Here is a 26,700-nt window from a genome sequence, read left to right as displayed (position 1 = left end):
TCTATCCCTCCGTCCCGGTCTTGTCCGCGTCATCGCGCGCCGGGTTGATGTCCATCGCATGTTCTGAGCTGATGCCCGGCTGCCAGGCAAAGCGCGACAGGCTTTCAAGTGCCAGAAGCACGGCGCCGACCACCGCCAGGAAAACGCCGAGGTCAAAGAGCGCGGCGGTAGCCCATTCGAATTCCTCCAGCGGCGCCCAGTGGATGTAGCCGAAGGCGCTGGTCAGAAACGGCATGCCGTTGAACCAGGCACCCATACCGGTGGCGGCGGCGATCAGCACGCCGGAGCCGATGATGGCATGATAGGGGAAACGCTGGCGCTCGGTCGCCCAGGCAAAGCCGGAGGCCATATATTGCATGATGATGGCGATTGCGGCGACCAGGCCGGCGATAAAGCCACCGCCCGGCAGGTTGTGGCCGCGGAAGAAGATATAGGCCGCAACCATCAGCGCCAGCGGCATCATCACCCGTGTGGCCACCACCATCATCAGCGGATGCGCGTCGCCCGCCTGCGGCAGGTCCGGCGTGCGGTTCAGAAGATGGGCCCGCACACGGCTGTTCAGCACCGCCTCGGTCAGCGCATAGATTACCATGGCGGCGATGCCCAGCACGATGATCTCGCCAAAGGTGTCATAGCCGCGGAAATCGACCAGGATCACGTTCACCACATTGGTGCCGCCGCCGCCCTTGTAGGAATTCGCGAGGTGGAAATCGGAAATGGTCGGGAAGGCAAAATCGCGCATCAGCAGCGCATAAATCAGCCCTCCGGCCCCCAGGCCCGCCACCACCGAAATGGCGCCGTCGCGGATCCGGGTCAGCACCGGGGTTTCGACCGGGGTTTCCTTGGGCATGAAGTTCAGCGCCAGCAGCAGCAGGATGATGGTCACCACTTCGACCGAGATCTGGGTCAGCGCCAGATCGGGGGCCGACAGGTAGTTGAACGACAGCGAGACGACCAGCCCCACAACGCCGATCAGCACCAGCGACAGCAGGCGGTTGCGGTGCTTGGCGACGATGAACAGCGTCGCCACCACCAGGGAAAACCAGCCGAGGATCGGCAGGAGGCCGGGCTGCTGCACCGTGCGGCTCGGCGCCGTCAGCGTGCCGCCCTGATAGGCGTAATAGGCGATGGCCACAGTGAAGGTCACCATCACCGCCGCATAGCGGGTGAGTAGACCGTTGTGCAACCCTTCGGTCATGCTCTGGCTGAGGCGGGTGAAGGCATCGGTCAGGGCCTCGAAAATGACCTTGGCTTCGGGGCGGGGCAGGGCGTTCCAGATCCGCTGCAGCGGTCCATGCAGGGCCAGCAGAGTCAGGCCGCCGATGGTGGCAAACACAGACATGTACAGCGCCGGCGTCAGCCCGTGCCACAGCTTGAGCGAGTAATAGGGCAGCTTCTCGCCGCCGATCACCGCGCTGGCGGCTGTGGCCACCAGCGGGCCTGCAACCTTGGCCGAGGCAAAGCCGATCAGCACCACCAGCCCCACCAGGAAGGCGGGGCCCATCCACATGCCGGTATTGGGGTCATGCGGGTGGCCGGGGTAATCGTCGCGCTTGGGGCCAAGGAACACATGCGCGATGAAACGGAAGGAACAGGCGGCCGAGAACAGCGCCGCCGCCGTGACCAGCGCAGGGATCACAAGATGCGAGCCGTTCCAGACTGTGTGGGCGGCTTCCTCGAGCATCATTTCCTTGGACAGGAAACCGTTGAGGGGCGGGATGCCTGCCATCGACAGGGCTGCGAGTGTGCCGATGGTGAAGGTCACCGGCATCAGGTGGCGCAAGCCGCCGAGGCGTTTGATATCGCGGGTGCCGGCCTCGTGGTCGACAATGCCCGCGGTCATGAACAGCGCCGCCTTGAAAGTGGCGTGGTTGATGATGTGGAACACGGCAGCCACCGCAGCAATCTTGGTGCCAAAGCCCAGGAGCATGGTGATCAGGCCCAGATGGCTGACGGTGGAGAACGCCAGCAGCGCCTTGAGGTCATCCTTGAACAGCGCAATCACCGCGCCCAGCAGCATGGTCACGAGGCCAGTGGTGGCGACGATATAGAACCACTCCGGCGTGCCGGCCAGCACCGGCCACAGGCGGGCCATCAGGAACAGGCCGGCCTTAACCATGGTGGCAGAGTGCAGGTAGGCCGACACCGGGGTCGGGGCCGCCATCGCATGAGGCAGCCAGAAGTGGAACGGGAATTGCGCCGATTTGGTAAAGGCCCCCAGCAGGATCAGGATCAGCGCGGGCAGATACAGCGGCGAGGCCTGAATGGCGGCCTTGTTCTGCAGAATCACGCTGAGGTCGTAAGACCCGGCGATATGGCCCAGGATCAGCATCCCCGCGATCATCGCCAGCCCGCCGGAGGCGGTCACCGTCAGCGCCATGCGGGCGCCCTGGCGGCCTTCGGGCAGATGTTTCCAATAGCCGATCAGCAGGAAGGAACTGAGGGAAGTGAGTTCCCAGAACACCAGCAAAAGCAAGATGTTGTCGGACAGAACGATGCCGACCATCGCGCCCTGGAACAGCAGGAGATAGCTGTAGAACTGGCCCATCGGATCTTCGCGCGACAGGTAGAACCGGGCGTAAAGAATGATCAGCAGGCCGATGCCCAGGATCATGGCTGCAAACAGGAAGCCGAGCCCGTCGAGAAAGAAATTGGCATTCAGGCCCAGTGCGGGAAGCCAGTCGACGGAGGCATGAACGGTGTCGCCCCGGAACACCGCCGGGATATGCAGCATCAGCCCGATAAAGGCGAGCAGGGAGGTCAGACCGGCGGCGGAGGCTGCCGCATTGCGTCCCGCGCGGATCAATAGCGCAGGGAAGACGGCTCCGAGAAAGGGCAGGGCCGCAATCAGGAATAGGGACACGTGCAGGTCTCCTGTCGGGTTGGCGCGTCGTTTTTTGGATCAGTGCTAAGCAATTTTCCTGCCCAGAACCACCCCCGCCGGCTCGGTTGCGGCAATAATGACGCAGGCCAGGGCGGATTTCTTACGCTCGTTGGCGCCATAAATGGGAAGTGTCCCTCCAATAACAAGAACTTGACCGGCGGTATCGGCGCGTTTCTGATGATTGCAGCGGCTTGTCCTGCTAGATTGCCGGGCAACGGCCCGGTTCCGGGCCGCCTGGAGAATGGGAGGCGCGGCTGTATGGCGGTGCAGAATGACACAGGCAGGCGCGGCGTGTCCCGCCGTCTGGCGCTGCTGGGCGGCATCGCAGCAGCGGCCGGTGCGGGGATCTGGTGGCAGCGGCGCCAGCCCCCGGACCATGACTGGCCGCGGCTGACGGCGGCCGAAGCCTTTGCCCAGGCACAGGCCGGCGAGATAACCCTGGTGGATATCCGCACACCTCAGGAATGGCGCGCCTCAGGCGTCCCGGTGGGCAGCCATCAGATCGACATGCGGCGCAAGGATTTCATCGCAGCCCTGCAGGCCGCGGCGGGACCTGACCGGGCAGCGCCGGTGGCGCTGATCTGCGCCCGCGGGGTACGTTCGGCGCGGCTGACTCTGGCGCTGGCACAGGCAGGCTACAGCAATGTGATCGACGTGCCCGAGGGCATGCTGGGGTCCGGCGCAGGACCCGGCTGGATTGCCGGCAACCTGCCAGTGGCCCGGTGGGAGGGAGAATGAAGTTCTGGCAAACAGGCGCCGCCGCTGCGGTGCTGTCCGCAGTCTGGAGCGGTGCTGCTGTTGCGGGCTGCGGGGCTGCGGCAGGCGCCTGCGAGGCGGCAGACGGCGCCTATCACATCGCGCTGCCGCCGGCGGGCAAGGCACCAGTGCCGGTGGTGATGTTCCTGCATGGCTACGGCGGCAGCGGCGCCCAGGTTCTGCGCAACACGGCGCTGGTCGAGGGGCTGATAGGGCGCGGCTATGCGGTGATTGCCCCCGAAGGCCGCCGCCGCGGCGGCACCGGTCCGCAATCCTGGGGCTTTGGCCCGTTCACTGAAGGCCGCGACGAAGGCGCATTTTTCGCCGCGGTGCTGGCGGATGCCGCGGACCGGTTCGGCACATCCACTGCGCAGACGGTTCTCGCCGGGTTTTCCGCCGGTGCCTTCATGGTGCATTACCTGGCCTGCCGCGAGCCGGATGCCTTTGCGGCTTATGCGCCGGTCTCCGGCGCGTTCTGGCGGCCGCAGCCGGAAGCCTGCAAAGGGCCGGTGCGGATGTTGCAGGTGCATGGCTGGCGCGACGACGTGGTGCCGCTGGAGGGCCGGATTCTGGGCGGCGGACGCTGGGAGCAAGGCGATGTCTTTGCCGGGCTGGAGGTCTGGCGGGAAGCGAACGGCTGCACGTCGCACGCGCCGTCCAAGGCCTGGCGCAAGGACGGCCTGCTGCGCCGCCGCTGGGACTGCGGGCGGGGGGCAAGGATTGACCTGCTGCTGTTTGACGGCGGCCATACGCTGCCCAAGGGCTGGGCGGGCCTGATGGCGGATTGGTTCGAAGATCAACCGGTGGTGCGCTGAAGCAGCGGCAGTGCCCTCAATAAGCAGAGCGCCCCCGCCGCTTTGAGCGAAAATCAGAGATTTCCGTCAAAGCGTGGGGCCAGGCAGCGCGCCAGCGCGGCGCCTGGCCCAAGGCTGACAGGGGCAGCCCGGCGCAGCCGGTTTATTCCGCCGGGGTGCTGCGGGCGCCATTGCCGTCCAGCAGCGCCTTCAGGTCAGCGCGCGCCACGCGGGCGGCGCGGGTGATCTGGGGTTCGCTGAACTCCTCCCGCGTCGCCATCCAGTTGCGGATGCGGTTCACGGTCTTCACCCCGGACAGCGCCGACAGCGGCACCGCCAGCACCAGCGACAGCGCAATCGGTGCCAGCCACAGGGATACGGTGCCGGACAGGATCCCGGCCCAGAGCGCCACGCCGCTGACGGTTTCCAGCGCATGGCAGGTGAACAGCGTGCGCAAGGCGTAGCTGCCGCCGTCGCGGGCCTGCGGTTCCCAGCCGCGCTGCAGGCCCAATGCGGTGCGGAACACCGCGATCATCTGCTGCACCATCAGGATCGGCGCATAGAGGATCGCCAGCAGTACTTCGGACAAAAAGGACAGAGCAAAATGCAGCGGCCCGCCGTATTCCGAAAACCGGCTGCCGGTCAGCGGTAGCGCGGCTGCAGAGAGCATTTTGGGCGCCAGCAGCATTGCGTAGATCAGCAGGATGACCAGCACATGCTTGGGTTCGGACATGTCCGGCCAGCTGGGGCGGAACGGGTTGGCTTCGCTGAAGTAGCTGATCACCGAGGCTTCCTCGCTGCGGCCGATCACGGCCCAGAGCACCAGCAAGGCAAACCACACCGGCGCCATCAGATAGCCGATTGCTCCGGCAAAAAGGTGGAACCGCGAGATCGCGCGGAAGCCCTTGGCATGCAGCAGGTTGAGGTGCTGCAGGTTGCCCTGGCACCAGCGCCGGTCGCGCAGGATGTGGTCGATCAGGGTGGCGGGCGTCTCCTCGTAGGAGCCGCGGATGCGGGGCAGGAAGCGCACCGACCACCCGGCCCGGCGCAGCAGGCCCGCTTCGACGAAATCATGGCTCATGATCAGCTTGCCGCCGCGGCCAAAGCGCGAGCGCAGCAGCGGCAGGCCGGCGCAGGCGGCAAAGGCGCGGGTGCGGATGATGGCGTTATGGCCCCAGTAGTTGCCTTCGTGCCCGGCCCAGCGGGCCAGGCCCTCGGCCAGTGCGAGGCCATAGACGCCGTTGGCGAACTGCTGCATCCGGCCAAAGACGGACTGGGCGCCAATGAGCTGCGGGTAGCTTTGGATCAGGCCGGCGCTGGGATCGCGGGCCAGCGCATCGGCCAGCCGGGCAATGGCGCGGCCTGTCATCAGGCTGTCGGCATCCAAGACCAGCATCGCCTCGTAATCCGCCCCCCAGCGGCGCACCCAGTCGGAGATATTGCCGACCTTGCGCCCAGCGTTTTCGGCGCGGCGGCGGTAGTATAGTTCCGTTCCCTGCGGCAGCATCGTGCGCAGCGCCGTGACACTGGCGCGTTCCTGTTCGGCAATTGCGTCATCGCGGGTGTCCGACAGGATGAACATCGCGTATTCATGCTGGCCGCCGCGGCCGTGCAGTTCCTGCAGCATGGTCTGGGCGTTGCCCAGCACATACCAGGGCACCTCGTTATAGACCGGTATCAAAAGCGCCACCTTCATCGGCCGCGCCGGGCCGCGGACCACGGTCTTTTCCCGCCGCGACAGCCCGTAGAGGCCCAGCAGCACAGTGGAGACGGTGAAGGCAATCCAGAAGAAATTGAAGGCGATCAGCGCCAGCAGTACCAGTTCCAGCAGCGAAAACCCGTCAGCGGTGAACCAGCCCCGCATAACCCAGGTGAGGACACCGGTCGCCAGCATCGCAGGCGAGAAGGCCAGCAGCCGCCACAGTGCCACCTGTCGCGGCGCGGCATCGCCGGGGGCTTCTGCGTCGCGGAAGCCCTTGCTGAAATCCTGCTCCGGCATTGCCAGGGGCTGTTCCGGGGGCATCAGGTCACATGCGGTCATGCGGTCCACCTGTAAAGCCAGACTTCGGAAGCGGCATTGCCGTTTTTCCTGAGCTGGGCGCGAAGTTCGACGTGATCCCGATCGCCGGGATCGAAATAAAAGGCGAGCCGAAGGCCGCCGGTTTCCGGGTTGCGCTGCAGCACGCCCTCGCTGGCCGCCACATGGGGAGAGTGGATGTGAACGTCAAGAGTGTCCGGGCCGCCGTCAAACAGCGGATGGGCATCGAAGTCGATGGTCATGATCCGGCCCGGCCCGCCAAAGATCCGCGCGCCCTCGGCGGTGTCGATCACCCGCGGCATCGACAGCACCGGTTCCTCGCCCCAGGAGAGGCGGTAATTCAGGTTTACCTCGGACCCGGCGGCATAGGGGTCGCGGGGGCGCCAGTAGGCGACGATATTGTCGTAGATTTCCTTGTCCGCCGGGATTTCCACCAGGGTGACCGCGCCCTGGCCCCAGTCGTCCTTGGGTTCGACCCACAGGCAGGGGCGGTTGTGATAGAAGGCTTCCAGATCGTTGAATTCCGACAGTTTGCGCGGGCGCTGCATCAGGCCGAAACCCTGCGGGTTTTCATCGACGAAGGATGAGACTTGCAGCCGCGTGGGATTGGCCAGCGGTCGCCACAGGGTTTCGCCATTGCCGTTCAGCACCAGAAGGCCGTCGCTGTCATGCACCGCCGGGCGGAAGTCGTCGAACCGGCTGCGGTTGGTGGCATCGAACAGGAACATGGAGGTAAGCGGCGCAAGGCCTGCGTGATTCAGGTCCACGCGGGCGAACAGCGTCGCGTCCACATCCATCACGGCGCTGCTGCCGGGGGTGATGGTAAAGCGGTAGGCGCCGGTGACAGAGGGTGAATCCATCAGCGCATGCACCACCATCGAACGCTGGCCGGGGGCCGGGGCCTCAAGCCAGAACTCGATGAATTCAGGGAATTCCTCTCCCTCGGGATCTGCGGTTTTCAGTGCCAGTCCGCGGGCCGACAGCCCGTAGGCGTTGCCGATGCCGATGGCGCGGAAATAGCTGGCGCCCTGGAAAACGCAGAACTCGGTCTTTTTGGTGGGGTCGTCCAGATCGGTGCGCAAACGCAGGCCGGAATAGCCCAGGTGGCCTTCTGTAGTCAGCTCCGGCGCCTTTTCATTCTTGTCGAACAGCGACAAGTCGAACGGCATGCGGCTGGACAGGCCATTCGTTACGGTGTTGATCTGGATCGCCCGCGGGAAGTAGAGGCCGGGCAGGAAGAAATCGACGTTGTAGCTGCGGTCGGTCTTGGACCACAGCGCGTCCTTGGTGCGGAACCAGCGGGATTTATAATCGTCATAGGACTGGTCAAGCCAATCCTGCGGCACCGCCGGGCGCTCGGCATAGGGCTTTGCGGCCAGTGCGCGGGCCTTGGCCACCACCGTATCGCGGGTAAAGGGCATGGCATCACCGGCAAACCCGGGCAGCGCAGCCAGGGCGGTGCTGCCTAGCGCGGCGGCCAGAAAGGAACGGCGGGAACAAGAGCTCATTTCTTGGCTCTCCATGGCTGAGACTTGAACCAGGCTGCGGTGTAAGCGCAGACAATAATCAGGAAAAAGCCAAGCAGGTTGGCGAATGCCGTGGTCATAACCGCGCGGTCCGTCTGGTCAAGCGCAAAGCCGATGAACCGGGCCAGCGCCATCGAGAAGACAAACACCGCCAGCGATTGCTGGCCGACCTTGGTGATGACCTGCAGCAACACCGACCAGATCCGGGCGGCGGCGGAGGAGCCGGACGCAATCAGGCGCTTGCCGCCTTCGCCGGCAGCGACCCAGCCCAGATAGGCCAGCGCCAGGAAATGGGCATAGCGCAGCAGGCCGAAGTCGGTCTTTTCGCGCCATTCGCCAATGGCATCGCGGCCCGGCATGATCAGATCGGCCAGTTCCGGGCTGGCGGATTTGACCCAGGTGAAGACTTTCCACGAGCCATAGGGCGCCGACAGAATCAAAAAGGCGGCGGCCAGCACGATCAGCAGCTTGGAGACCGGCGGCTTCGGCAGCCAGCCTTTCATGAAGGCAAAGCCGGTGAAGAACAGCAGCTGCCAGCCGAAGGGGTTGAAGAACCATTCGCGCTCCGACCAGGGTTCTGCGGGCAGCGACAGGCCATTGGGGCCAAGCCCGATCATATAGGGGTTGGCAGTGAGCCAGATCAGGACAGACGCCATGGCAACGGCCCAAAGGCCGATCTTCTCGAGCCCCATCATCAGCGGCATCAGCATCAGCACCACCAGGTACATCGGCAGAATGTCGAAATAATTCGGCACATAGGTCAGGGTGAACAGCCCCACCAGCTGGGTCATCGGATCCTTGAAGAAATGGCCGAGGTTCAGAGAGTTCACATAGCTTTTCTCGAAGCCGCCATAAAGGTCGATGGCAGCCACTGAGACGGCAATAAAGACAAACAGGCCGATATGGGCCCAGAACACCTGCCAGCAGCGGAACAGAACACGGGCGGTGCCCAGCCTCCAGCCTTGCCTGGCAAAGGAGCCGCCAAAGGCGATGGCCGAGGCCATGCCGGAGCAGAACACAAAGATCTCGGTCGCATCCGAGAACCCGAAGCGGGCCGGGATCCAGCCGGTCCAGCGGTTGCCCGGGATATGGGCCGCCAGGATGATGAACATGGCAATGCCGCGATAGAAATCGAGCCGCGGATCGCGCACCGGCGGCTGGGCCGGTTGCGGCGGGGGGGCTGCGCGGTTGGCAGCGCCGGGATCTTTCTGAGGCCCGGGGAAGGGCGCAACACTGGACATCTGTGGTTTTGGTCCTTGAAGGTCTTATTCTGCGGGGACGCTGGCAGCACCGGGCGGGTTCCGGCCTTCGGCGATCAGGGTGCGGCGGGCGAGCGCGTAATTGTCCTCGGTGCCGCCGCGTTTGATCCGGCGGTCATCCAGGATTGCTTCGACCGCGTCAAGCTGGCCTGAGCGGATTCCCGCGTCTATGGTAATGCGTTCAAATACATCGCGTTGCGCATGGCTGCCGCCGGCCAGCTGCAGGCTGCCGCGGGCAGCAGCAAGATGCCTGAAGGCGGACTGGTAGTTGCCGTCGCCGAAGGCTTCCAGGCCATCGGCTGCCGCGCAGCCCGGATCGGCCATGCGCTCACGGGCCTCGGACCCGCCCTGTCCGGCGTCGGCGTGGATTCTTTGGACCAGCTTATGGGCGTCGTCCCTGCGGTGTCCGGTGAGGGCCAGAAGATAATGCAGGTCGGCGAAAATCAGGCTGCCGTCTTCGGTCCGGTTGGCGCAAAGCTCTGACAGTTCCTCCCAGCGGTTGCCGGCATCGACGCCTTCCAGCTCCAGCCGCACCAGCAATGAGGTGGCGTTGGAAATGTCGCGGTAATCGTCGGTCTTATCCTTGCGCACCGCGGTGTCATACAGCGCCAGCGCCTCGTCCATCTGGCCCAGATCCAGATGCATCAGCGCCTTGTGCCACCAGACGTGGTAGCGGAAGTTGTTGCAATGGGCCCAGGCCTCCTCGCGGCCGTGCAGCCACTCCAGCCCTGATCTGGCATTGCCGGTCATGTCATGCACATGTGCCACGGCATGCAGGCCCCAGGCATCATCGGGGGCCATCCACAGAGCCTGGCGGCCGGCATTGGCCGCGCGCTCAAATTCGCCGGTTTCCTCCAGTGCAAAGGAGTGGCAGCCCAGAAGGTAGCCGCGGCCCGCGTGATCCGGCGCGTAAGCAGGCATCACTCTCTCAACGGAGGCACGCATCCCTTCCGGGTCGCCAAGGATAAAGCGGATGCCGTGGCTGAGCTTCATTGCCAGGGTGTCCTGCGGGAAGGCATCCAGAACCTCTTCCATCCGGCGGATCGCCTGGCTGGGCCGGCCCGCCAGCCAGGCTTCCAGCGCATCGGCATATTTACGCTCGCGCGGCAGGGCACCTTCGTAGTGCGACTTGGCGTCGCGCAGGGCCGCCTGCGCGGCCGGCAGCAACTCCCGGCGGCCCAGCATCAGCAGAGACAATCCCTTAACCGCATGAGCCAAGGCAAAATCAGGCGCCGATTTCAGCACCGCGCCCAGGTGATCGGCCGTCGCTGCGGCGTGGGCCAGAACCCCCATCTGCACGGCATTCCAATCCCGCAGCGCCGCTGCATCGGTCAGGCTGGTGTCTTGGCCGAAAATATCATGCGTCATGGGTGTCCAATCTTTCTCAAATAAAGTGCGGGTCCGGTGTCCTGATGAAAGAGTAGTTCATCGGGTCAGCCCGGGCGAACCCTGCTCGCGGTTTGGTGAAGGCCTGTGTGTGTCTGATTGCAAAATACGCCGGATGTGTAGGATTTCCGTGGAAATTTATGCAAGCGGAAGGATTTGCGCGCTGCGAAAGCACCGCCGTTTTGGCAATGCTTTGCCGGAAATTGTAACACTTGGCGGAAAGCCGCCGCGAATGGCGGCACCTATTGCTGCCCGAAGGGGGCACTGGCGCCCACGATCTCCTCCGTCGCTTCGCCGCAAACGGGGGGCGCGTGCCGGTATGTTACAGGCGTGCGGGAGAAATTCAGCGGGTTGCCCAGCAGTTTGACCGGGCCGGCCGCGCTGTCCATGCTGATGGCCATATCACGGGCGGCGACCTGATCGGTGGCAAACAGCGTTTCCAGATCCTGCACCGGTCCTGCGGGAACCTTGCGGGCCTCCATCGCGTCCAGAACCTCCTCGGTGGTGAACCGCTGCACCGCAGGGATCAGGACGCCGTTCAGTGCGTCGCGGTTCTGCAGCCGGGCCGGGTTGGTGGCAAAGCGGGCATCCTCTGCCAGGCCTTCGTGCCTGAGGAATTCCATGAAACGGCGGAACTGGCTGTCGTTGCCCACCGCCAGGATCACATGGCCGTCCGCAGTTTCATAGACGCCGTAAGGCACGATGCTGGGATGCTCGTTGCCGCGGCGTTTGGGGATCTGCCCGGTGTTCAGATAGGCGGTGCCCTCGTTGATCAGCCAGGCGATCTGAGCGTCCACCAGTGCCAGGTCGATCTGCTGGCCTTCGCCGGTTTTTTCCCGGTGGTGCAGGGCCGACAGGATGCCGATACAGGCATACATGCCGCACATCACATCGGCGATGCCGACGCCGGCCTTCATCGGTTGCCCCTCCGGTTCGCCGGTCAGCGACATGATGCCGCCGAACCCCTGCGCCATGATGTCATAGCCGGGTTTGTGGCTGTTGGGGCCGGTCTGGCCGTAGCCGGAGATCGAACAGTAGATCAGGCCCGGCAGATCATCCTTGAGGCTGGCATAGTCCAGCCCGTATTTCGCCAGCCCGCCCGGTTTGAAATTCTCGATCAGGATATCCGCCTCAGCCGCCAGGCGGCGGATGGCCTGCTGGCCGTCTTTGGTGGCGATATCAATGGAAACCGAGCGTTTGTTGCGGTTGGCGGCCATGAAATAGGCGGACAGGTCGGATTGGTTGCCGTCGGCGTCAGTTGCATAGGGCGGCCCCCATTGGCGGGTGTCATCGCCGCCGGTCTTGGGGTTTTCCACCTTGATCACGGTGGCGCCGAGGTCGCCCAGCAGCTGGGTGCAGGTGGGGCCTGCCAGAATGCGGGAGAGGTCGAGAACCCTGACGCCCTTGAGGGCGCCGTGGGGCAGCATGTCAGATCCGGCCATCATATCCTCCGCGAGGGATTTCCGCCGCGATCACAGTGAACTGGGAAGCGCTGAGCGCCTGTTCAAGGGCTGCGCGCAATTCATTTCGGCTGCGCACGGTCACACCGTTGCCGCCAAACGCCCGGCCCATTGCGGCAAAGTCATGGGGCGCAAAGTCCACGCCGCCATTGGCGAGCTGGCGCTGGCGCTGTTTGAGTTCGATCAGCGCCAGGCTGGCATCGGCAAAGACCACAAAGATCGGTGCCGCGCCCAGCTCGGCGGCGGTGGACAGCTCGCCCGCCACCATCAGGAAGCCGGCATCGCCCGAAAAGCTGACCACCGGGCGCCCGGGCTGCGCCAGCTTGCGGCCGATGGCCATCGGCACCGCGCAGCCCATGGTGCAAAGCGCCGAGGACTGGATCAGCCCGCGCGGCTCATGGCAGGTCCACATCTGGCTGAGCAGGATCCGGTGGGCACCGCTGTCGGCGGTGGCCAGGGTTTCAGGCGGCAGCGTGGCGCGGCATTCGGCGATGACACCCGCCGGGCCCCAGGCGTCGTCTTGCGGGAAGGCCCCGGCCAGCGCGGCCTTTGCCTGCTTGGGGCGGCCATTGTGCCAAGTTCCGCGCGGTTCAGTGCCGTCGGAAAGGGCTGCCAGGGCGGGTGCAATGGCGGCCAGGACGTTCAGGCCTGCCTGGTGCATGTAATGGGTGTTGGCCTCGGGAGCGATGTCGATCACGTTCTGGGTCTCCACGTCCCAGGCATTGCGCCAGCCGGGGCGCATCTCGATCGGGTCGTAACCGAGGGAGAGCACCAGATCGGCCTCCCGCACCAGCGGCAGAAGATGTCTGTCGGCCAGCGGCGACAGCCCGGCACCGCCTAAGGAAAGCGGATGGTCTTCGGGGATGATTCCCTTGGCCTTGTAGGTGGTTAGGAACGGAATCCGGTGATTCTCAACGAAGCTGCGGATGGCAGCGCCTGCGTTTTCCTGCAGCGCATCCAGACCGATCACCGCCACCGGCTGTTCTGCCGCCGCCAGCCAGGAGCGCGCCTGCGCCAGGGCTGCGCCGCTTGGCGCGGTTTCACTTGCTGGCGCACGGCGGATGCCCCGGTCCCTGGCGGGCGCATCGGCGGTGGAGATCGGCACATCGATATGCACCGGCCCGTTGCGCGGCGCCGTGGCTATGGCGACGGCTTTGTCGGCGATCAGATCCGCAGCCTCCGCGTCAAGCCGGAAGGTCGCCTTGGTGATGGGGGTGAACACCGCGCGGTGGTCGAGCACCTGGTGGGTATAGCTGTGCTCCTCTGCCGCGTCGACGCAGCCGGTCAGCACCAGCATCGGCACCCGGTCCTGGTGGGCATTGGCCACAACGTTGATGCCGTTCAGCGCGCCAGGCCCAAGCGTGGCGACCAGAATGACCGGCGCGCCGTCGGCGTGATGCACGCCCTCGCCGATGAAGCCTGCGCAGTTTTCGTGCTTGGCCAGGTGGAAACGGATGCCCGCCTTGGTCAGCGCATCGACCAGGGTCAGCACCTCGCCGCCGGGCATGCCGAAAGCGTGGCGGCAGCCTGCCTCATAGAACCGCCGGGCCAGAACGTCGGCTGCGCGCAGGGTCTCTGTCATCTTGTCTGTCCAATCCATTGATTTGCCGCCAGATTGCCGAGGCAGCGCCGGCGCGCAAGCCCGCTCACGCCAGTGTGAGAAATGCTGCGGCGGATTTTGGCGCATGTCATGCGCATTGAGTGTTTCGGACCAGAAAGAAGCCCAATGGTCATTTCTGCGCCCGCTCGGCAATCCGCGCAAAGCGGTGATCAAGCTGGTCTGCCAGCGCCTGCAGCTCTGCGCCGCCCTCCTCGGCGTAGGGCGCGAAGACATGGGAGGGCAGCTTGTAGGAGAGGGTGGCGCGGCCGTCTTCTTCTTCTGTCACATACATCCGCACCGGCGCTTCGATCATCGCCGCGGTGGAAAGGGCGAGGATCTTCACCGCGAAATCATTGTTGAAGATGCCGATCACCCGGTTGCCCGGGATGGTGATGCCGCGTGCGGCTGCGGCCTTGGTGGGGCCTGCCTGGGTCACCACACCCATGCCCCCGGCCTTGGCCGCGGCTTTGACGTCCTCGAGCAGCTGCCCGTAGGGTTTGGAGGTCTCATGCACTGCCCAACCGTCGCGCGGCGCGATGTTTCCGGCTGCGGCGGCCGAGGCAGCAAGGATCAGGGCAGCGGTCAGGCGTTTCAAAGACATGACGGACCTCCAGATGGGTTTCCTGTGTTCTAGCGTCAAGCACGCAGGCCGGCGGCTCACAATCGCGTGCGCCAGCCGGCGGCCGGCCCGTCAGGGCAGAAACCTGCGCGCGCCTCGGACGGGGCACGCTCCGCTTGAAAACAGGCGGGGTCCGTGTCAGGTGGCGATCTTGCCGCCACCCTGCCGGGTCACCGCAACCACCGCGGGGCGCGGCGGCATGTCCGGGTCGAAATCGGGCCAGCGGGTGGCGGGATCTTCAAAAGTCGACGCGCGCGCAAACCCCTTCAGCGCCGTGGTGCCGTCGGTGCCGGGATGCTGCACCGCCAGGAACAGTGTTTCGCCGTTCGGGGTGAAATAGGGTCCGCACAGCTCTCCGCCTACCGGGCAGCGGAAGAACAGCTTGGAATGGCCGCGCAAGTCCCCTTCGGTCTCCACCCCGTAAAGCCCGTCGGATTTGCCGGTCTTGTCCCACTTCCGCCCTTGGTCGGTGGCGACCCAGAGGCGGCCATCGGCGTCAAAGGCGCAGTTGTCGGGCGAGGCGAACCAGCCGTTTTCCGAGGTTTCCGGGTTCCATTCCGCCCCGACGGCGGCAATGCCCGGATCGCCGCATTTCACCAGGATCGACCAGCGGCCGCGGGTGGCGGCATGGTCGCTTCGGTCTTCCTTGATTTCGATGATATGGCCGAAATCCGACCTTGCCCGCGGGTTGGCAGCGTCAGTCCGGCCGGAACTGCGCCGTGAATTATTGGTCAGCATGATGTAGGCGGTGCCGTCGCCGCGCGGGGCGGCATCTTCGGGGCGGTCCATCGGCGTCGCCCCCAGCGCGTCGGCGGCCAGCCGCGCGTCGATCAGAACATCCGCCTGGCTGGCAAAGCCGTTTTCAGCCGTCAGGGGGCCTTGCCCCTGTACCAGCGGCAGCCAGTGGGCACTGCCGTCCGGGTCAAAGCGGGCGGCGTACAGCGTGCCATCGCGCAGCAGGTTTGAGTTGGCAGCCGGGTCATCCGACACCACACCCTTGGAGACATATTTGTACTGATAGTCGAACCGCGCGTCGTCGCCCATGTAGACAACCAGATGGCCGTCCTTGGAGGTGATGGTTTCAGCGCCTTCGTGGCGGAAGCGGCCAAGGGCGGTGTGTTTCACCGGCGCGGCCTCCGGGTTACGCGGATCAACTTCAACAACCCAGCCGAAACGGTTGGCTTCATTGGGCTCCTTGTCGATGTTGAAGCGGTCGTAATACTTGCCCCAGGCGTACCAGAGGCCCGGCACGCCATAGCGATTCATCCGGGCCGCTTCGGGCTGATCCGACAGGTCCGGCTTGCCGCCGGCGTCCAGCCTGTCAGTCCAGAAATAGCCGTGGAAGTTTTCCTCGGCCATCAGCCAGGTGCCCCAAGGGGTCATACCGCCGGCGCAGTTGTTGAGGGTGCCGATGACCTGCGCGCCGCTTGGGTCTGCGCTGGTCTGCATCCGGGGATGTCCGGCAGCGGGACCGTCTATACGCATTACCGTGTCCAGCGGCGTGATCCGGCGATTCATTTTGCCATCCCGGACCACGGCCCATTTGCCATCATCCATGCGGACGATCTCGACCACTGAGCCGCCATGCGCGGCCATCTCAACGTCCACCAGCGCCTGGGTCATGCCGGCGAACTGCGCCTTGTCCTGGCGGCCGAGGCCCGGGAACATGACCTCTTCATTGGTGTATTCGTGGTTCACGCAGAGCAGGCCGCGGGAGCCTTCGGCGTTCAGCGGCAGAAAGCCGACATAGTCGTTGTTGTAGCCGAACTGCTGCAGCTGGGCCGCGGCCGATTGGTTCATCACGTCGAAGTCCGGAGCGTCCGCAGTGATCGGGTCGCCCCAGCGCAGCAGGACATCGGCGTCATAGCCCCTTGCCACGTGATGGGTTTCGTCGTTGCCCCGGGCCAGCTCATCAAAGGCATAGCGGCTGCTTGCCGCCGTGCCGATCGCAGCAGCCTGGCGCGGCGCAGTGAGGGCGGCGGCGCCGAACAGGGCGGTGGTGGCGGAGACCCCCAGCAGGCCTTGCAGCATGTCCCGGCGGCCATAGCGGCTGGTGATCACGTCGCCGATGGTGCGGGTCTGGTTCGGATTGGTTGGAATATCATCAAAGGTTTCAAAGGCTTCACCCTTGTTGCCGGTCTGCGGGTCGTCAATGATTTGCTTGCGGTCCATGGCGGGTTCCAAAATTCTCATCAAACGTTGCCGGCTGGCCAGCGGGCCAAAGGCGGACCGGGATCATTATCGGCAGGCGTGTAACAGCGGTATAAAGGTTAACGCGTATTAACCAGACTATCACATGCGCCGGAGCGGCCTGCAATTGCCTGCCTGTCCCCGCGGGGACAGCTGGTTATCCTGCCGGGCGGAAGCCTTCGATCAGCTGGCGCAGCCCGATGGCGGCGCCGGTGAAGATCGCCAGCATGGTGACCGGCGCCGAGACCGCCAGGACGGAAAAGGCGCTGAGACCCTGGCCGACGGTGCAGCCCATTGCGATCACCGCGCCCGCACCCATGATCGCAGCACCGATGATCTGGCGGCGCAGCTCGCGCGGGTCCTCGCAGGCCTCCCAGCGGAAATGCCCCTTGATCAGCGAGCCAAGGAAAGCGCCGGTCCAGACTCCGGCGATGGAGCCGACGGCAAAGGACAACGGGCGCAGGCTGCCGGTCATGGTCCAGAGGATGGTTTCGCCCAAGGGGGCGGAGAAGGAGTGGGAGACCACCGGCAGGGCGTCGAACCCTTCGGCATTGATATAAGTTGTGCCGGCCCAGCCGGAGGTGACTGCCAGCCCGACTACGGCAGACCAGAACAGCGCCTGTCTGTCGGCGCGCAGTTCCGCGTTGGCGAGGGAGATCAGCAGGATCAAAAGACCGGCACCCGTCCCGATCGCTGCAACCGGCAGGCCGCTCCAGGCGGCGGCATAATGGGCTAGTCCCGGCGGGATCTCGGTGGTGACGTCCTGCTGCGCGAAAAGCAGGTTGCGCAGGGGGGCGAGGGGGCCGGCCAGAACCACATAGGTGGAGACGCCCATCACCAGCACGATCACAAAGCTGCGCAGATCGCCGCCGCCCAGCCGGGCGATGGCGCCGTAGCCGCAGTTGCCGCTGAGAGCCATGCCATAGCCGAACATCAGCCCGCCAAGGATCGACGCCGCAGGCATCCAGCGGATCGTGAGGTAAAAGGACTGTCCGGCATCGATCAGATCCAGTCCGATCAGGGCAAAACTGGAAGCGGCCGCAACACCGATGGCCACACCCCACATCCGCATCCGCAGCGAGGAGCCGCCGTACAGCAGGTCTTCGATTGCACCCAGGGTGCAGAACCGTCCCAGCCGCGCGGCAAGCCCCAGCAGCACACCGCCCAGCAACCCGATGCAGGCGGCCAGCTGGTGTTCTGTCAGAAGATCAAACATGCGGGGATTTCAAACAGGCCTCAGCTTCCGTCTTTGCAGAACAGGTCATAGACCACTTCCAGCATGCGGCGGGGTTTGTCGTCGGCGAGACGGTAGAAGATCGCCTTGCCTTCCCTGCGGGGAATGACAAGGCCTTCGAGACGCAGACGGGAGAGTTGCTGAGAGACAGCGGCCTGGCGAGCCGACAACAGCTCCTCCAGTTCGGTCACCGATTTCTCGCCGGAGACCAGATGGCAGAGGATCATCAGCCTCCCTTCATGGCTGATCGCCTTGAGGAAGTTGGAGGCTTTGGTGGCGTTGTCCACCATCCTGTCCATTTCTTCCGGTTCCATATCGGCGGAAAACTGCGGTAGTGCCATCTGTTGCCTCCTGAGCAGCGCGCGGGCGCCGTACTCCCCGTCTTGACCTCCTACGGCCGGTCAGCTGCCGCCATGAGTGTTCGTACTCTCAACAAACCCTGTATGGGCGGTTAACAAATCTGCAAGCAAAGGCCAAAAGAAATCTTCGCCCGGATAGCCTTCGAGCCGGGCCAGTTCGCGGCCGCCGTCGACGATCAGAAAGGTCGGTGTGAACATGACCCGGCGGGCAACCTGCAGATCATCAGGCAGGGCACGCAGGTCGACCCGGCGCAGGGGCGCGAATCCGCCCTCGGATGTTTTTGGGTAGACCGGGGCGATTTCTTCGTTCCAGCGGGCGCACCATTCGCAGCCCGGCTGTTCCACCATCACCAGCTCCGCCGCCCAGACAGGCAGAGATAAGCAGACTGCCGCTGCGGCTGCAACCAGTTGCCTAATGTGGCGCATACGTGTCATTCCATCTGTTGACGGTTGCTATTGAAACAACTTAATTCGAATATGTGAATGATACAAGCCGGGCCCGTTAACGTTCGCGTGGGGCTGTCTGGGAGGGGCGATGCTCGAAATTACCCTGTTTGGCGCCATGCTCGCAGGTTTGCTGAGTTTTTTCACCCCCTGCATTCTGCCGATGGTGCCGTTCTACCTGTCCTATATGGGCGGGCTGTCGATGGCCGAGTTGCGTGGGGACGGGGCGATTGCTGCCGGAGCGCAGCGGCGGCTGCTGGCCTCGGCTTTCTGCTTTGCCGCCGGTGTCACCACCGTGTTTATGCTGATGGGCATGGGGGCCACCGCGCTGGGGCAGCTGTTTGGACAGTACCTTGAAATTCTATCTTACGGCGCTGCGGCGCTGCTGTTGCTGTTCGGGCTGCATTTTCTGGGCGTGGTGAAGATCCCGCTGCTGTACCGCGAGGCGCGGATGGAGAGTTCTGCGGAGCCCTCCACCATGCTGGGCGCCTATCTGACGGGGCTGGCTTTCGGCTTTGGCTGGACGCCCTGCGTGGGGCCGGCACTGGCCTCGATCCTGATGATTGCTTCCGGCATGGGGGATATCTGGCGCGGCGGGCTGCTGCTGCTTGTGTACGGGCTGGGGATGACCGCGCCCTTTGTGGCGGCGGCGCTGTTTGCACGGCCCTTTTTGTCCTGGGTGGCGCGGCACCGGGCAGCATTTGCCTGGGTGGAAAAGGGCATGGGGGTAATGCTGGTGCTGTTTGCGGTGCTGATCGCAACCGGCGGGGTACGGCTGATTGCCGATGCGATGATCCGCTGGATGCCGGGTTTCAGCACAATCGGCTAACTGAGGTATGGGAGATAACATGCTGAGAAATATTGCGAAAGCGTTAATGGCGGTGGTTTTATCCACGCCCTTGGCAGTGGGAGCAGCGGCGGCGGATCTGGGCGATGACGGTCTGCACAAGACGTCCTGGATGCGGGACACCTTCAAGGATCTGCGCGAGGATCTGGAAGAAGCCAATGGCGAGGGCAAGCGGCTGGCGCTGATCTTTGAACAGCGCGGCTGCATCTATTGCACCAAGATGCATGAGGAAACCTTTCCGCGCCCCGAGGTCAGCCAATACATTGAAGAGAACTTCTTTGTCGTGCAGCTGAACCTGCACGGCGATATCGAGGTCACCGATTTCGATGGCGAGGTGCTGCCGGAAAAAGAGATGGCGCGAAAATGGGGAATGCTGTTCACACCGACGATTCTGTTCCTGCCGGAAGCGGTGGCGGACGATGCCACGGCGCCTGAGGCGGCGGTGGCGGTGATGCCGGGGGCCTTTGGCGCCGGGACCACGTTGGACATGTTTACATGGGTCAATGAAAAGCGCTATGCGGCTGAGAGCGGTGAAGATTTCCAGCGTTATCACGCGCGCCGGATTCGCGAGCGCAATAATGGATCTGCAGACTAGGGGCCCGGCGCATAATCCGCAAAAATTCATAATACTGAATTTGTTGTTGCGTGCAGGGGCGGCAGTGCCCTACGGTATGCAGCAGCTAAGCAAGCCGCCCGGTGAAAGCGGCAGCCAATGGGAGGACACATGAAGCTTACATCTCTGACACTGGCGCTGAGCCTGGCCGGGAATGCGGTCTGGGCCGGGGAGGTTGCTCCGAAAGCGGTGCAGTACGGCGAGTATGGCGAAGTGGCCGTGTCGCTGACGGGGGTTGCGGGCGATGCCGTCAATGGCGCGCTGGTGGCCGGCACCAAATCCAAGGGCAACTGCGTGGCCTGCCACCAGCTGACAGCGCTGGCGGATGTGCCGTTCCATGGCGAGATCGGCCCGTCGCTGGATGGCGCCGGCGACCGCTGGACCGAAGCAGAGCTGCGCGGGCTGGTGGCCAATGCCAAGATGACATTCGAGGGCACCATGATGCCGGCCTTTTACAAGGTCGATGGCTTCATCCGCCCGGGCGATGCCTATACCGGCGAAGCCGGAACCGAGCCGCTGCCGCCGATCCTGACGGCGCAGGAGATTGAGGATGTGGTCGCGTTCCTTGCGACGCTGAAAGAAGAGTAAGGCACGGGCGGGGCCTTGTGCGCTTCGCAGCCTTCAGAGAATTCAAAGGAGAGATATGATGGAGTTCTCACGCCGTGAGACCCTGGCGATGGGCCTGGGCGCTGCCATGGTGACCGTGCTGCCGTTCCGTGCGAATGCGGCGGCGGACGACCGGATCGCCGCCTTTACCGGTGGTGCGGATATCGCCGAGGGCGGCGTCACCCTGACCGCGCCGGAAATTGCTGAAAACGGCAACACCGTTCCGGTGTCCGTGGCTGCAGAAGGCGCTTCCGCGATCCTGGTGCTGGCCACCGGCAACCCGGAACCGGGCGTTGCGACCTTCAATTTCGGGCCCGGTGCCGCGCAGCAGTCGGCCTCGACCCGGATCCGTCTGGCAGGCACCCAGGACGTGGTTGCGGTTGCCAAGCTGGCTGATGGCTCCTTTGCCAAGGCCAGCGCCACCGTCAAAGTGACCATCGGCGGCTGCGGCGGCTGAGGCTGTGCGCTCCCTGAACAGAATTCTTAAGGAGAATTAAAGACATGGCATCCGGTGTTAAACCCCGCGTCAAGGTCCCGAAGTCCGCTGCCGCCGGTGAGGCGGTCACCATCAAGACCCTGATCAGCCACAAGATGGAAAGCGGTCAGCGCAAGGATAAGGAAGGCAACCTGATCCCGCGCTCGATCATCAACCGCTTTACCTGCGAATTCAACGGCGAGACGGTTGTGGATGTGGCGATGGAGCCTGCGATCTCCACTAACCCGTATTTCGAATTCGAAGCTGTCGTCCCGGAAGCCGGTGAGTTTGTCTTCACCTGGTATGACGACGACGGCTCGGTCTACGACACCAAAAAGAACATCGCCATCGGCTGATCCGTTCCGGATCTTCAGGCACGCGTCTTGTCCGGTTTGATCCGGGCAGGGCAGGCACCCAAGGGAGGACAGGGAATGAACAAACAGGCAATTACAGCCATTGCCGCTGTGCTGGCGCTGCCGATGGCCGCCGCAGCAGGCCCCGATGATGACACTCTGGTGGTCAACGAGGACATCGAGATGGTCACCAAGACCGCCGCGCCCGCCCATGTGTCGGATGTGCTGGACGAGGTGATGTCGGGCTGGCACTTCCGCAAGGATGAAACCCAGGCCCTGCAGATGGATGATTTCGAGAACCCGGCGATGATATTCGTCGATCAGGCGATTGACACCTGGAACACCGCCGAAGGCTCCGAAGGCAAGTCCTGTGCGTCCTGCCACGATGATGTGGAGGCAAGCATGGCCGGTGTGCGCGCGGTCTATCCCAAGTGGAACGAGACCGCAGGCGAGGTCCGCACCCTGAACATGCAGATCAACGACTGCCGCGAAAACCAGATGGGCGCCGAGAAGTGGAAGTATTCCGGTGGCAAAATGGCCGCGATGGAGGCGCTGATCTCGGTCCAGTCGCGCGGCATGCCGGTGAATGTGGCCATCGACGGCCCGGCTCAGCCGGCATGGGAGCAGGGCAAAGAGATGTATTACACCCGCACCGGCCAGCTGGAGCTGTCTTGCGCGAATTGCCATGAAGACAATTATGGCAACATGATCCGCGCCGACCATCTGAGCCAGGGCCACATCAATGGCTTCCCTGTGTACCGGCTGAAGAACACCAAGCTGAACACGGCGCACGCGCGGTTCAAGGGCTGCATCCGTGACACCCGCGCCGAAACCTACAAGCCCGGCTCGGCTGAGTTTGTGGCGCTGGAGCTTTATGTTGCCTCGCGCGGCAACGGGCTGTCGGTCGAAGCACCTTCCGTCCGCAACTGATCTTTGCGCCCCGCGCCTGGATGCAGGTGCGGGGCGTCTCTCTTTATAAACATTCATTTACGCGAATATATCGCGTGAGCATACAGGATACCGGTACTCATGATCTCGCGCCGCGATTTTCTGCAGGTTACCATGGCCGCCTCGGCCATGATGGGGGCGTCAGGCTTTGGCAATTGGGCGCGGCTGGCTGCGCAGCAGTCGCTGACCCAGGACCAGCTTCTGGAGTTTGACAGCTTTGGTAACATCAGCCTGATCCATGTGACTGATATTCACGGCCAGTTGAAGCCGATCCATTTCCGCGAACCCTCGGTCAATCTGGGCGTCGGCGCCAACAAGGGCCATGTGCCGCATATCACCGGCGCCGATTTCCGCCGCGCCTATGGTATCGCCGATGGCAGCCCCTCGGCCTATGCGCTGACCCATGATGATTTTGCGTCGCTGGCCAAGGGATACGGCCGCGTTGGCGGGCTGGACCGGGTGGCGACGGTGATCAACGCGATCCGCGCCGACCGCCCTGACGCGCTGCTGTTTGATGGCGGCGACACCTGGCACGGCTCCTATACCTGCCATCACACGGCAGGCCAGGACATGGTCAACGTGATGAACGCGCTGAAGCCGGATGCGATGACCTTTCACTGGGAGTTCACACTGGGCTCCGAGCGGGTCAACGAGATTGTCGATGGGCTGCCCTTTGCTGCGCTTGGCCAGAACATCTTTGATGCCGAATGGGATGAACCGGCCGAGCTGTTCAAACCATACAAGTTCTTTGAGCGCGGCGGCGCCAAGGTGGCGGTGATCGGTCAGGCCTTCCCCTATATGCCGATCGCCAACCCCGGCTGGATGTTCCCGGAGTATTCGTTCGGCATTCGCGACGAGAACATGCAGGCCATGGTGGATGAGGTCCGCGCGGCGGGGGCCGATCTGGTGGTGGTCCTTAGCCACAACGGGTTCGATGTTGACAAGAAGATGGCGGGCAAGGTGCAGGGCATCGACGTGATCCTGTCGGGCCACACCCATGACGCGCTGCCGGCGCCGGTGTTGGTGGGCAAGACCCATATCATCGCCTCGGGCTCGAACGGCAAATTCGTCTCCCGCGTGGATCTGGACGTGCGCGACGGCCAGTTGATGGGGCTGCGGCACAAGCTGATCCCGGTCTTCTCCGATGTGATCGCGCCGGATCCGGCGGTGGCGCAGCTGATCGAGGCCGAGCGCGCGCCCTACAAGGCGCAGCTGGCGGAGGTGATCGGCCAGACCGATACGCTGCTGTACCGGCGCGGCAACTTCAATGGCACCTGGGACGACCTGATCTGCGACGCGCTGCTGAGCGAGCGGGAAGCGGATATCGCCATGTCGCCCGGCGTGCGCTGGGGGCCGTCGCTGGTGCCCGGTGACGACATCACGCGAGAGGATATCTGGAACGTCACCTCGATGTCCTACGGCGCGGCATACCGGTCCGAAATGACCGGCGAGTTCATCAAAGTGGTGCTGGAGGATGTGGCCGACAACATTTTCAACCCGGACCCCTATTATCAGCAGGGCGGCGACATGGTGCGGATCGGCGGCATGGGCTATCGCATCGATATCACCAAGCCGCAGGGCGAACGGATTACCGATATGACCTTGCTGAAGAGCGGCGAGGCGATTGATCCCGCGAAATCCTATGTTGTGGCCGGCTGGGCCAGCGTGAATGAGGGCACCGAAGGGCCGATGATCTGGGATGTGGTCGAGGATCACATCCGCAAGCTGGGCACTGTGAGCCTGAACCCGAATACCTCTGTGCAGGTGGCTGGCGCTTAACAGCGCCCGCCCCGGCGGGAGTTACGGCAAAAAAATTTGCGCAGTTGAATTCACGAAAGTGAATTCTTCTATGTAAGGAGGCAATGAGAAAGAATGAGTGATAACGCCAAGAGTCTGGCGCCCTCGCGCCGCCAGTTCCTGACCGGGGCGGCGGCGGCCGGAGCCGGGGCGGCGGCGGCCGGTGCCGCCAAGGCCGCCGCGCCTGATCCGCTGATTACCGAAGTGCAGGATTGGGCCAGCGGCTTGGGCGAGGGAGTGGATGCCACGCCCTATGGGCTGCCGATCCAGTTTGAATCCGATGTGGTGCGCCGCAATGTCGAATGGCTGACGGCGGATACAATCAGTTCAATCAATTTCACGCCGATCCACGCGCTGGACGGAACCATCACACCGCAGGGCTGTGCGTTTGAGCGGCATCATTCGGGTGCCATCGAACTGCGCAAGGAAGATTACCGGCTGATGATCAACGGGCTGGTGGATACGCCGCTGGTGTTCACCTACGAGGATCTGGAGCGCTTCCCGCGTGAAAACCGCGTTTACTTTTGCGAGTGCGCGGCGAACTCGGGCATGGAATGGGCCGGGGCGCAGCTGAACGGGGCACAGTTCACCCATGGCATGATCCACAACATGGAATATTCCGGTGTGTCTTTGCGGACGCTGCTGGAGGAGGCGGGCGTCAGCCCCGAGGGCAAGTGGGTCTATGTGGAAGGCGCGGATGCGTCCTCGAATGGGCGTTCTATCCCGCTGGACAAGGCGATGGACGACGTGCTGGTTGCCTTCAAGGCCAATGGCGAGGCGCTGCGCAAGGAGCATGGCTACCCGGTGCGGCTGGTGGTGCCGGGCTGGGAAGGCAACATGTGGATCAAGTGGCTGCGCCGGATCGAGGTGATGGACCAGCCGGTAGAGAGCCGCGAGGAAACCTCGAAATACACCGACACACTGGCCGATGGCGTCAGCCGCAAATGGACCTGGGAGATGGATGCCAAATCCGTCATCACCAGCCCCAGCCCGCAGGCGCCCATCACGCACGGGAAAGGCCCTCTGGTGATCACCGGTCTGGCCTGGTCGGGCCGCGGTGCAATCACCGGCGTGGATGTGTCGCTGGACGGCGGCAAGAACTGGCAGGCGGCGCGGCTGGCGGCTCCGGGGGCCGACAAGGCGCTGAGCCGGTTTTATCTGGACAGCAACTGGGACGGTTCGGAAATGCTGCTGCAGAGCCGGGCCAGGGATTCCTCAGGCTATGTCCAGCCCACCAAGGCGCAGTTGCGCGCCGTGCGCGGGCTGAATTCGATCTATCACAACAACGCCATCCAGACCTGGTGGGTCACGGCAAACGGGGAGGCGGAGAATGTCGAGGTTTCCTAAGTTTATAGCAGTTTCTGCAGTGGCATCAGCGCTGGCGGTCCCTGCCGATGCAGAGAAGTTCGGCCTGGGCCGCCCGGCTTTGCCGGAGGAAATCGCAGCCTGGGACCTGGACGTCGCACCCGACGGCAGCGGTCTGCCTGCAGGTTCGGGCGATGTGTTCACCGGCGAGGAGGTTTTTGCCGAAAAATGCGCGGTCTGCCATGGCGACTTTGCCGAAGGGGTCGGCAACTGGCCCAAGCTGGCAGGCGGGCAGGGCACGCTGGACCATGACGACCCGCTGAAGACGGTGGGCAGCTATTGGCCGTATCTGTCGACCACCTGGGACTATGTGAACCGGTCGATGCCATTCGGAAACGCGCAGTCGCTGAGTGCGGATGAGGTCTATGCCATCACCGCCTATATCCTCTATTCCAACGATCTGGTGGATGAGGAGTTCGTGCTGTCGAACGAAACTTTCATGGATGTCGAACTGCCGAACGCCGATGGGTTCATTCTGGATAACCGGCCGGAGGCGGAGAAGCATTTCTGGAACCCGGCCCCTTGCATGGCAGACTGCAAGGGCAGTGTCGAGATCACCATGCGCGCCCTGGTGCTGGATGTGACACCGGAGGAGGAAAGCGCCGGAGCACCTGCGGAAACTGTGCCGCCGGCTGGCAGCGCCGCGGAGCAGGCGGTTGACGAAACTGTTGAAACCACTGCGGTTCTGGATCCGGAACTGGTCGCCAAAGGCGAGAAGGCCTTCAAGAAGTGCAAGGCCTGCCATCAGGTCGGGGACAATGCCAAATCGAAGACCGGGCCCATTCTGAACGGTATCGTTGGCGCCCCTGCTGGCCATATAGAGGGGTTCCGCTATTCCAAGGCGATGAAAACCGCAGCTGAGGGCGGGCTGGTCTGGGACGAGGCCGAACTTGCGGCCTTTCTGGCCAAGCCCAGAAAATACATGAAGGGCACCAAGATGTCCTTTGCCGGTCTTAAGAAGGACAGCGACATTAAAGCCGTGATCGCGTATTTGCAGTCCTATTCGCAGTAAACGCTGACGTCTTGGACACTGGCAGGGGGCGCCGCTGGTGCCCTTTTTCCTGCGGGGCCGGCAGCCGGGGCGGCCGATCCGCCCGTCAGCTCCAGCCTTTGCGGAAGAAATGCGGCGAGGCGCCGAACTAGCGCT

The 26,700-nt window shown here is 63.9% G+C and carries 23 protein-coding genes; 11 read left to right on the top strand and 12 right to left on the bottom strand.

From position 1 onward, the window contains the following. Position 1 precedes the first annotated feature (1 nt). Positions 2-2,863, bottom strand: coding sequence for a monovalent cation/H+ antiporter subunit A (locus VOI29_RS03315; RefSeq protein ID WP_323776019.1), 2,862 nt, complete (start codon positions 2,861-2,863; stop codon positions 2-4). 279 nt (positions 2,864-3,142) lie between these two features. Here VOI29_RS03315 and VOI29_RS03310 point away from each other — a divergent pair, with 279 nt between their 5' ends. After that, entirely contained in the window at positions 3,143-3,622 is a 480-nt protein-coding gene (locus VOI29_RS03310) for a rhodanese-like domain-containing protein (protein WP_323776018.1), read from the top strand. Further along, on the top strand, positions 3,619-4,455 hold the full coding sequence (locus VOI29_RS03305; RefSeq protein ID WP_323776017.1) for an alpha/beta hydrolase family esterase: 837 nt from the start codon (positions 3,619-3,621) through the stop codon (positions 4,453-4,455). The genes VOI29_RS03310 and VOI29_RS03305 overlap by 4 nt, the downstream gene beginning before the upstream one ends. Positions 4,456-4,597: 142 nt before the next feature. On the opposite strand, the gene mdoH is transcribed toward VOI29_RS03305, so the two are convergent. The 11 genes from mdoH to VOI29_RS03250 all read right to left on the bottom strand — a co-directional run bounded on the left by mdoH (position 4,598) and on the right by VOI29_RS03250 (position 18,531). Continuing rightward, a complete protein-coding gene (gene mdoH / locus VOI29_RS03300) occupies positions 4,598-6,475 on the bottom strand; it encodes a glucans biosynthesis glucosyltransferase MdoH (protein ID WP_323776016.1) in 1,878 nt (625 codons plus the stop codon). Then, positions 6,472-7,980 (bottom strand): glucan biosynthesis protein G, encoded by a 1,509-nt coding sequence (locus VOI29_RS03295; protein WP_323776015.1) that lies wholly within the window; start codon positions 7,978-7,980, stop codon positions 6,472-6,474. The genes mdoH and VOI29_RS03295 overlap by 4 nt, the downstream gene beginning before the upstream one ends. Then, the gene (locus VOI29_RS03290) at positions 7,977-9,239 is read right to left on the bottom strand and encodes an OpgC domain-containing protein (protein WP_323776014.1); all 1,263 of its coding nucleotides are present in this window, start codon (positions 9,237-9,239) and stop codon (positions 7,977-7,979) included. Before VOI29_RS03290 ends, VOI29_RS03295 begins: the two co-directional genes overlap by 4 nt. Before the next feature lie 24 nt (positions 9,240-9,263). Then, positions 9,264-10,625 (bottom strand): tetratricopeptide repeat protein, encoded by a 1,362-nt coding sequence (locus VOI29_RS03285; RefSeq protein ID WP_323776013.1) that lies wholly within the window; start codon positions 10,623-10,625, stop codon positions 9,264-9,266. A gap of 260 nt (positions 10,626-10,885) precedes the next feature. Next, a complete protein-coding gene (locus VOI29_RS03280) occupies positions 10,886-12,088 on the bottom strand; it encodes a CaiB/BaiF CoA transferase family protein (RefSeq protein ID WP_416361475.1) in 1,203 nt (400 codons plus the stop codon). Next, positions 12,072-13,685 (bottom strand): thiamine pyrophosphate-binding protein, encoded by a 1,614-nt coding sequence (locus VOI29_RS03275; protein WP_323776011.1) that lies wholly within the window; start codon positions 13,683-13,685, stop codon positions 12,072-12,074. Before VOI29_RS03275 ends, VOI29_RS03280 begins: the two co-directional genes overlap by 17 nt. A gap of 148 nt (positions 13,686-13,833) precedes the next feature. Continuing rightward, the gene (locus VOI29_RS03270; protein WP_323776010.1) at positions 13,834-14,304 is read right to left on the bottom strand and encodes a DUF302 domain-containing protein; all 471 of its coding nucleotides are present in this window, start codon (positions 14,302-14,304) and stop codon (positions 13,834-13,836) included. Positions 14,305-14,460: 156 nt separating this feature from the next. After that, positions 14,461-16,494, bottom strand: a complete 2,034-nt coding sequence (locus tag VOI29_RS03265) for a PhoX family phosphatase (protein ID WP_323776009.1) — start codon at positions 16,492-16,494, stop codon at positions 14,461-14,463. Between the two features lie 175 nt (positions 16,495-16,669). Then, positions 16,670-17,728 carry a YeeE/YedE family protein gene (locus tag VOI29_RS03260; RefSeq protein ID WP_323776008.1) on the bottom strand — a complete coding sequence of 353 codons (1,059 nt, stop codon included), beginning with the start codon at positions 17,726-17,728 and terminating at the stop codon, positions 16,670-16,672. 20 nt (positions 17,729-17,748) lie between these two features. After that, entirely contained in the window at positions 17,749-18,087 is a 339-nt protein-coding gene (locus VOI29_RS03255; RefSeq protein WP_323776007.1) for a metalloregulator ArsR/SmtB family transcription factor, read from the bottom strand. Between the two features lie 60 nt (positions 18,088-18,147). Beyond that, positions 18,148-18,531, bottom strand: coding sequence for a hypothetical protein (locus VOI29_RS03250; RefSeq protein WP_323776006.1), 384 nt, complete (start codon positions 18,529-18,531; stop codon positions 18,148-18,150). 109 nt (positions 18,532-18,640) lie between these two features. Between VOI29_RS03250 and VOI29_RS03245 the strand changes: the two genes are divergently transcribed. The 9 genes from VOI29_RS03245 (at position 18,641) to VOI29_RS03205 (ending at position 26,565) form a co-directional block, all read left to right on the top strand. Then, complete coding sequence (locus VOI29_RS03245; RefSeq protein ID WP_323776005.1) at positions 18,641-19,378, top strand: cytochrome c biogenesis CcdA family protein; 738 nt, start codon at positions 18,641-18,643, stop codon at positions 19,376-19,378. 46 nt (positions 19,379-19,424) lie between these two features. Continuing rightward, complete coding sequence (locus tag VOI29_RS03240) at positions 19,425-19,991, top strand: thioredoxin family protein (RefSeq protein ID WP_323776029.1); 567 nt, start codon at positions 19,425-19,427, stop codon at positions 19,989-19,991. A 129-nt stretch (positions 19,992-20,120) separates the two neighbouring features. Further along, positions 20,121-20,597 carry a sulfur oxidation c-type cytochrome SoxX gene (gene soxX / locus VOI29_RS03235; protein WP_323776004.1) on the top strand — a complete coding sequence of 159 codons (477 nt, stop codon included), beginning with the start codon at positions 20,121-20,123 and terminating at the stop codon, positions 20,595-20,597. Positions 20,598-20,655: 58 nt separating this feature from the next. Beyond that, a complete protein-coding gene (gene soxY / locus VOI29_RS03230; RefSeq protein ID WP_323776003.1) occupies positions 20,656-21,072 on the top strand; it encodes a thiosulfate oxidation carrier protein SoxY in 417 nt (138 codons plus the stop codon). Between the two features lie 44 nt (positions 21,073-21,116). Next, the gene (soxZ, locus tag VOI29_RS03225; RefSeq protein WP_323776002.1) at positions 21,117-21,446 is read left to right on the top strand and encodes a thiosulfate oxidation carrier complex protein SoxZ; all 330 of its coding nucleotides are present in this window, start codon (positions 21,117-21,119) and stop codon (positions 21,444-21,446) included. Positions 21,447-21,521: 75 nt separating this feature from the next. Continuing rightward, positions 21,522-22,373 carry a sulfur oxidation c-type cytochrome SoxA gene (soxA, locus tag VOI29_RS03220; protein WP_323776001.1) on the top strand — a complete coding sequence of 284 codons (852 nt, stop codon included), beginning with the start codon at positions 21,522-21,524 and terminating at the stop codon, positions 22,371-22,373. Between the two features lie 99 nt (positions 22,374-22,472). Continuing rightward, a complete protein-coding gene (gene soxB / locus VOI29_RS03215) occupies positions 22,473-24,170 on the top strand; it encodes a thiosulfohydrolase SoxB (RefSeq protein WP_323776000.1) in 1,698 nt (565 codons plus the stop codon). Between the two features lie 93 nt (positions 24,171-24,263). Next, on the top strand, positions 24,264-25,535 hold the full coding sequence (gene soxC / locus VOI29_RS03210) for a sulfite dehydrogenase (protein ID WP_323775999.1): 1,272 nt from the start codon (positions 24,264-24,266) through the stop codon (positions 25,533-25,535). Continuing rightward, positions 25,519-26,565 carry a c-type cytochrome gene (locus tag VOI29_RS03205; protein ID WP_323775998.1) on the top strand — a complete coding sequence of 349 codons (1,047 nt, stop codon included), beginning with the start codon at positions 25,519-25,521 and terminating at the stop codon, positions 26,563-26,565. Before soxC ends, VOI29_RS03205 begins: the two co-directional genes overlap by 17 nt. Positions 26,566-26,700 lie beyond the last annotated feature (135 nt).

It is taken from the genome of Leisingera sp. (genome assembly GCF_034669605.1).
Lineage (GTDB): Bacteria > Pseudomonadota > Alphaproteobacteria > Rhodobacterales > Rhodobacteraceae > Leisingera.
Note: the sequence above shows the minus strand (reverse complement) of the source record. Positions and strands in the feature narration are given on the sequence as shown.

Excerpts from the sequence above, each read along its gene's own strand:
- VOI29_RS03305 (WP_323776017.1), top strand. The coding sequence starts at position 3,619 with ATGAAGTTCTGGCAAACAGGCGCCGCCGCTGCGGTGCTGTCCGCAGTC.
- VOI29_RS03250 (WP_323776006.1), bottom strand. The coding sequence starts at position 18,531 with ATGCGCCACATTAGGCAACTGGTTGCAGCCGCAGCGGCAGTCTGCTTA.
- mdoH (WP_323776016.1), bottom strand. The coding sequence starts at position 6,475 with ATGACCGCATGTGACCTGATGCCCCCGGAACAGCCCCTGGCAATGCCG.
- soxA (WP_323776001.1), top strand. The coding sequence starts at position 21,522 with ATGAACAAACAGGCAATTACAGCCATTGCCGCTGTGCTGGCGCTGCCG.
- VOI29_RS03295 (WP_323776015.1), bottom strand. The coding sequence starts at position 7,980 with ATGAGCTCTTGTTCCCGCCGTTCCTTTCTGGCCGCCGCGCTAGGCAGC.
- soxZ (WP_323776002.1), top strand. The coding sequence starts at position 21,117 with ATGGCATCCGGTGTTAAACCCCGCGTCAAGGTCCCGAAGTCCGCTGCC.
- VOI29_RS03255 (WP_323776007.1), bottom strand. The coding sequence starts at position 18,087 with ATGGCACTACCGCAGTTTTCCGCCGATATGGAACCGGAAGAAATGGAC.
- VOI29_RS03265 (WP_323776009.1), bottom strand. The coding sequence starts at position 16,494 with ATGGACCGCAAGCAAATCATTGACGACCCGCAGACCGGCAACAAGGGT.
- VOI29_RS03245 (WP_323776005.1), top strand. The coding sequence starts at position 18,641 with ATGCTCGAAATTACCCTGTTTGGCGCCATGCTCGCAGGTTTGCTGAGT.
- VOI29_RS03310 (WP_323776018.1), top strand. The coding sequence starts at position 3,143 with ATGGCGGTGCAGAATGACACAGGCAGGCGCGGCGTGTCCCGCCGTCTG.
- soxX (WP_323776004.1), top strand. The coding sequence starts at position 20,121 with ATGAAGCTTACATCTCTGACACTGGCGCTGAGCCTGGCCGGGAATGCG.
- soxC (WP_323775999.1), top strand. The coding sequence starts at position 24,264 with ATGAGTGATAACGCCAAGAGTCTGGCGCCCTCGCGCCGCCAGTTCCTG.
- VOI29_RS03205 (WP_323775998.1), top strand. The coding sequence starts at position 25,519 with ATGTCGAGGTTTCCTAAGTTTATAGCAGTTTCTGCAGTGGCATCAGCG.
- VOI29_RS03285 (WP_323776013.1), bottom strand. The coding sequence starts at position 10,625 with ATGACGCATGATATTTTCGGCCAAGACACCAGCCTGACCGATGCAGCG.
- VOI29_RS03290 (WP_323776014.1), bottom strand. The coding sequence starts at position 9,239 with ATGTCCAGTGTTGCGCCCTTCCCCGGGCCTCAGAAAGATCCCGGCGCT.
- soxB (WP_323776000.1), top strand. The coding sequence starts at position 22,473 with ATGATCTCGCGCCGCGATTTTCTGCAGGTTACCATGGCCGCCTCGGCC.
- VOI29_RS03280 (WP_416361475.1), bottom strand. The coding sequence starts at position 12,088 with ATGATGGCCGGATCTGACATGCTGCCCCACGGCGCCCTCAAGGGCGTC.
- soxY (WP_323776003.1), top strand. The coding sequence starts at position 20,656 with ATGGAGTTCTCACGCCGTGAGACCCTGGCGATGGGCCTGGGCGCTGCC.
- VOI29_RS03270 (WP_323776010.1), bottom strand. The coding sequence starts at position 14,304 with ATGTCTTTGAAACGCCTGACCGCTGCCCTGATCCTTGCTGCCTCGGCC.
- VOI29_RS03260 (WP_323776008.1), bottom strand. The coding sequence starts at position 17,728 with ATGTTTGATCTTCTGACAGAACACCAGCTGGCCGCCTGCATCGGGTTG.
- VOI29_RS03275 (WP_323776011.1), bottom strand. The coding sequence starts at position 13,685 with ATGACAGAGACCCTGCGCGCAGCCGACGTTCTGGCCCGGCGGTTCTAT.
- VOI29_RS03240 (WP_323776029.1), top strand. The coding sequence starts at position 19,425 with ATGGCGGTGGTTTTATCCACGCCCTTGGCAGTGGGAGCAGCGGCGGCG.